This window comes from Lentzea sp. NPDC059081 (assembly GCF_042738015.1).
In the GTDB taxonomy this organism is placed as follows: Bacteria; Actinomycetota; Actinomycetes; order Mycobacteriales; family Pseudonocardiaceae; genus Lentzea.
This window is the reverse complement of sequence record NZ_JBHYGW010000061.1, coordinates 1-5,239: the sequence shown is the minus strand read 5'-3', so window position 1 is coordinate 5,239 and position 5,239 is coordinate 1. Positions and strand designations below refer to the sequence as shown.

The 5,239-nt window shown below is 52.2% G+C and carries 1 tRNA gene and 3 rRNA genes; all 4 read right to left on the bottom strand.

The annotated features are described in order from the left end of the window. Nucleotides 1-45: 45 nt before the first annotated feature. Nucleotides 46-120: transfer RNA gene (locus ACFWV3_RS45670), tRNA-Asn, on the bottom strand. Between the two features lie 9 nt (nucleotides 121-129). Beyond that, a 5S ribosomal RNA gene (gene rrf, locus ACFWV3_RS45665) occupies nucleotides 130-245 on the bottom strand. Nucleotides 246-306: 61 nt separating this feature from the next. Beyond that, nucleotides 307-3,237 (bottom strand): 23S ribosomal RNA (locus tag ACFWV3_RS45660). Between the two features lie 182 nt (nucleotides 3,238-3,419). Next, nucleotides 3,420-4,968 (bottom strand): 16S ribosomal RNA (locus ACFWV3_RS45655). Together the 16S, 23S and 5S rRNA genes with 1 tRNA gene alongside form the textbook arrangement of a ribosomal RNA operon. Nucleotides 4,969-5,239: the final 271 nt, after the last annotated feature.

Sequence of the window (5,239 nt, the reverse complement as noted above, 5' to 3'; positions counted from 1 at the left end):
CCCTTAGCAGGGGCGCCTCTTCAGCCACTTGAGTACTTCTCCATTTGGCTCCGCAGGTAGGATTCGAACCTACGACCGATCGGTTAACAGCCGATAGCTCTACCACTGAGCTACTGCGGAATAATACAAGCCTGGCAACGTCCTACTCTCACAGGGACAAGGTCCCAACTACCATCGGCGCTAGAGAGCTTAACTTCCGTGTTCGGTATGGGAACGGGTGTGACCTCTTCGCTATCGCCACCAAACCTGATGGAGAGAATGTTCTCTCAAAACTAGATAACAACGTTCATTTTTCACATTAGAATATAGGTTAAGTCCTCGATCTATTAGTATCTGTCAGCTCCACGTGTCACCACGCTTCCACCTCAGACCTATCAACCTGATCATCTTTCAGGGATCTTACTTCCTTGCGGAATGGGAAATCTCATCTTGAGGGGGGCTTCATGCTTAGATGCTTTCAGCACTTATCCCGTCCGCACATAGCTACCCAGCGATGCCCTTGGCAGAACAACTGGTACACCAGCGGTGCGTCCATCCCGGTCCTCTCGTACTAAGGACAGCTCCTCTCAAATTTCCTGCGCCCGCGACGGATAGGGACCGAACTGTCTCACGACGTTCTGAACCCAGCTCGCGTACCGCTTTAATGGGCGAACAGCCCAACCCTTGGGACCGACTACAGCCCCAGGATGCGATGAGCCGACATCGAGGTGCCAAACCTCCCCGTCGATGTGGACTCTTGGGGGAGATAAGCCTGTTATCCCCGGGGTAGCTTTTATCCGTTGAGCGATGGCCCTTCCATGCGGAACCACCGGATCACTAAGCCCGACTTTCGTCCCTGCTCGACTTGTAGGTCTCGCAGTCAAGCTCCCTTGTGCCTTTACACTCTGCGAATGATTTCCAACCATTCTGAGGGAACCTTTGGGCGCCTCCGTTACACTTTAGGAGGCGACCGCCCCAGTCAAACTGCCCACCTGACACTGTCTCCCTGCCCGATAAGGGCAGCGGGTTAGAAGGTCAATACAGCCAGGGTAGTATCCCACCGATGCCTCCACCGAAGCTAGCGCTCCGGTTTCCAAGGCTCCTACCTATCCTGTACAAGCTGTACCAACATTCAATATCAGGCTGCAGTAAAGCTCCACGGGGTCTTTCCGTCCTGTCGCGGGTAACCTGCATCTTCACAGGTACTATAATTTCACCGAGTCTCTCGTTGAGACAGTGCCCAGATCGTTGCGCCTTTCGTGCGGGTCGGAACTTACCCGACAAGGAATTTCGCTACCTTAGGACCGTTATAGTTACGGCCGCCGTTTACTGGGGCTTCAATTCGCACCTTCGCTTACGCTAAGCGCTCCTCTTAACCTTCCAGCACCGGGCAGGCGTCAGCCCCTATACTTCGCCTTACGGCTTCGCAGAGACCTGTGTTTTTGCTAAACAGTCGCCTGGGCCTATTCACTGCGGCTTCTCGGGGCTTTAACACCCTAAGAAGCACCCCTTCTCCCGAAGTTACGGGGTCATTTTGCCGAGTTCCTTAACGAGAGTTCTCTCGATCACCTTAGGATTCTCTCCTCGCCTACCTGTGTCGGTTTGCGGTACGGGCACCTCTCACCTCGCTAGAGGCTTTTCTTGGCAGTGTGGAATCAGGAACTTCGCTACTAAATTTCGCTCGCCATCACAGCTCAGCCTTCACGGGAAACGGATTTGCCTATTTCCCAGCCTAACTGCTTGGACGCGGATATCCAATACCGCGCTTACCCTATCCTCCTGCGTCCCCCCATTGCTCAAATGGTGAGGAGGTGGTACAGGAATATCAACCTGTTGTCCATCGCCTACGCCTTTCGGCCTCGGCTTAGGTCCCGACTAACCCTGAGCGGACGAGCCTTCCTCAGGAAACCTTAGGCATTCGGTGGACGGGATTCTCACCCGTCTTTCGCTACTCATACCGGCATTCTCACTTCTAAGCGCTCCACCAGTCCTTCCGGTCTGACTTCACTGCACTTAGAACGCTCTCCTACCACTGTTCGTAAGAACAGTCCGCAGCTTCGGTGATACGTTTAGCCCCGGTACATTTTCGGCGCAGAGTCACTCGACCAGTGAGCTATTACGCACTCTTTAAATGGTGGCTGCTTCTAAGCCAACATCCTGGTTGTCTAAGCAACTCCACATCCTTTTCCACTTAACGTATACTTTGGGACCTTAGCTGGCGGTCTGGGCTGTTTCCCTTTCGACTACGGATCTTATCACTCGCAGTCTGACTCCCAAGGATAAGTCATCGGCATTCGGAGTTTGACTGAATTCGGTAACCCGGTAGGGGCCCCTAGTCCAATCAGTGCTCTACCTCCGAGACTCTTACCTTGAGGCTAGCCCTAAAGCTATTTCGGAGAGAACCAGCTATCTCCAGGTTCGATTGGCATTTCACCCCTACCCACACCTCATCCCCGCACTTTTCAACGTGCGTGGGTTCGGGCCTCCATTCAGTGTTACCTGAACTTCACCCTGGACATGGGTAGATCACCTGGTTTCGGGTCTACGACCACGTACTCATGCGCCCTATTCAGACTCGCTTTCGCTGCGGCTCCGCATCTTCTGCTTAACCTTGCACGGGATCGTAACTCGCCGGTTCATTCTACAAAAGGCACGCCATCACCCGTTAACGGGCTCTGACTACTTGTAGGCACACGGTTTCAGGATCTATTTCACTCCCCTTCCGGGGTGCTTTTCACCTTTCCCTCACGGTACTGGTTCACTATCGGTCACTAGGGAGTATTTAGCCTTGGGAGATGGTCCTCCCGGATTCCGACGGAATTTCACGTGTTCCGCCGTACTCAGGATCCACTCTGGAGAGAACAACATTTCAGTTACAGGGCTGTTACCTTCTTTGGCGGGCCTTTCCAGACCTCTTCGCTTATATCGTTCCTTTGTAACTCCGTATAGAGTGTCCTACAACCCCAAGAGGCAAGCCTCTTGGTTTGGGCTGTTCCCGTTTCGCTCGCCGCTACTCAGGGAATCGCATTTGCTTTCTCTTCCTCCGGGTACTTAGATGTTTCAGTTCCCCGGGTATGCCTTCTCATACTCTATGTATTCAAGTATGGATACTACTCCATTACGAGCAGTGGGTTTCCCCATTCGGAAATCTCCGGATCAAAGCTTGCTTACAGCTCCCCGAAGCATATCGGTGTTCGTCCCGTCCTTCATCGGCTCCTAGTGCCAAGGCATCCACCGTGCGCCCTTTCTAACTTAACCATTTCTTACTTTAGAAAGAATCACTATGTGTGATGAACTTTGCATTGCATTCAATGTGAATGTATTACTTATTGTTATCTAGTTTTCAAAGAACAATCCTGTCTCGCTAGAGACATGTTTGAAGGAATGATCCTTCAAAACTAAACAAGACGAAAAACGTACGCTGCTCCATATATCCTTAGAAAGGAGGTGATCCAGCCGCACCTTCCGATACGGCTACCTTGTTACGACTTCACCCCAATCATCTGCCCCACCTTCGGCGGCTGGCTCCATAAAGGTTACCTCACCGACTTCGGGTGTTGCAAACTCTCGTGGTGTGACGGGCGGTGTGTACAAGGCCCGGGAACGTATTCACCGCGGCATGCTGATCCGCGATTACTAGCGATTCCAGCTTCACGCAGTCGAGTTGCAGACTGCGATCCGAACTGAGAACAGATTTGTGGGATTGGCTAAACCTTGCGGTCTCGCAGCCCTTTGTTCTGTCCATTGTAGCACGTGTGTAGCCCAGGTCATAAGGGGCATGATGATTTGACGTCATCCCCACCTTCCTCCGGTTTGTCACCGGCAGTCACCTTAGAGTGCCCAACTGAATGCTGGCAACTAAGATCAAGGGTTGCGCTCGTTGCGGGACTTAACCCAACATCTCACGACACGAGCTGACGACAACCATGCACCACCTGTCACTCTGTCCCCGAAGGGAAAGCCCTATCTCTAGGGTTGTCAGAGGATGTCAAGACCTGGTAAGGTTCTTCGCGTTGCTTCGAATTAAACCACATGCTCCACCGCTTGTGCGGGCCCCCGTCAATTCCTTTGAGTTTCAGTCTTGCGACCGTACTCCCCAGGCGGAGTGCTTAATGCGTTAGCTGCAGCACTAAGGGGCGGAAACCCCCTAACACTTAGCACTCATCGTTTACGGCGTGGACTACCAGGGTATCTAATCCTGTTCGCTCCCCACGCTTTCGCTCCTCAGCGTCAGTTACAGACCAGAGAGTCGCCTTCGCCACTGGTGTTCCTCCACATCTCTACGCATTTCACCGCTACACGTGGAATTCCACTCTCCTCTTCTGCACTCAAGTTTCCCAGTTTCCAATGACCCTCCCCGGTTGAGCCGGGGGCTTTCACATCAGACTTAAGAAACCGCCTGCGAGCCCTTTACGCCCAATAATTCCGGACAACGCTTGCCACCTACGTATTACCGCGGCTGCTGGCACGTAGTTAGCCGTGGCTTTCTGGTTAGGTACCGTCAAGGTGCAAGCAGTTACTCTTGCACTTGTTCTTCCCTAACAACAGAGCTTTACGATCCGAAAACCTTCATCACTCACGCGGCGTTGCTCCGTCAGACTTTCGTCCATTGCGGAAGATTCCCTACTGCTGCCTCCCGTAGGAGTCTGGGCCGTGTCTCAGTCCCAGTGTGGCCGATCACCCTCTCAGGTCGGCTACGCATCGTCGCCTTGGTGAGCCGTTACCTCACCAACTAGCTAATGCGCCGCGGGTCCATCTGTAAGTGACAGCCGAAACCGTCTTTCATCCTTGAACCATGCGGTTCAAGGAACTATCCGGTATTAGCTCCGGTTTCCCGGAGTTATCCCAGTCTTACAGGCAGGTTACCCACGTGTTACTCACCCGTCCGCCGCTAACATCCGGGAGCAAGCTCCCTTCTGTCCGCTCGACTTGCATGTATTAGGCACGCCGCCAGCGTTCGTCCTGAGCCAGGATCAAACTCTCCGAGGTATGCAGGATGCATATCACACATGCGTTGCTACACGATGTAGCGAACTTAGCATGTGATCATTTCCTGCCTCGCCAGTCTGACTGACTACCTATGATGTATCATAGGATTTTTTATAAAAACTCGAATTAACAGGTACGTTTTGTCTTGTTTAGTTTTCAAAGATCATTACCGCCGCTTAACGAAGCAGCTTTATTACTATAACATTTAGCTTCTTTTAAGTCAACAACTTTTTTTAAAGTATTTAATGAAGCTTTTAGTTGATGTCAGCTG